Below are 240 nucleotides of genomic sequence, written 5' to 3' on the forward strand. Positions count from 1 at the left end.
GGGTCCTATTCGGGTATCATGGGTTTGCCTCTGTTCGAAACGGCCGCTCTCCTGCGCGCCGCGAGCATCGACTTCTAAACAACAATCATGAACGAAGAAATCCTGATCAACATTACGCCACAGGAGACGCGCGTCGCGCTGGTCCAGCAGGGCGCAGTACAGGAGCTTCACGTCGAGCGCACGCTGTCGCGCGGGCGCGTCGGCAATGTGTATCTCGGCAAGGTCGTGCGTGTGCTGCCC

2 pseudogenes are annotated in these 240 nt (G+C 60.4%); both read left to right on the plus strand.

The window, feature by feature from the left end:
* Positions 1-78 (plus strand): annotated as a pseudogene (locus SB751_RS34795) (septum formation inhibitor Maf); the annotation flags it as partial.
* A 9-nt stretch (positions 79-87) separates the two neighbouring features.
* Positions 88-240, plus strand: a pseudogene (locus SB751_RS34800) (ribonuclease E/G); the annotation flags it as partial.

It is taken from the genome of Cupriavidus sp. SIMBA_020 (assembly GCF_046535395.1).
GTDB lineage: Bacteria > Pseudomonadota > Gammaproteobacteria > Burkholderiales > Burkholderiaceae > Cupriavidus > Cupriavidus campinensis.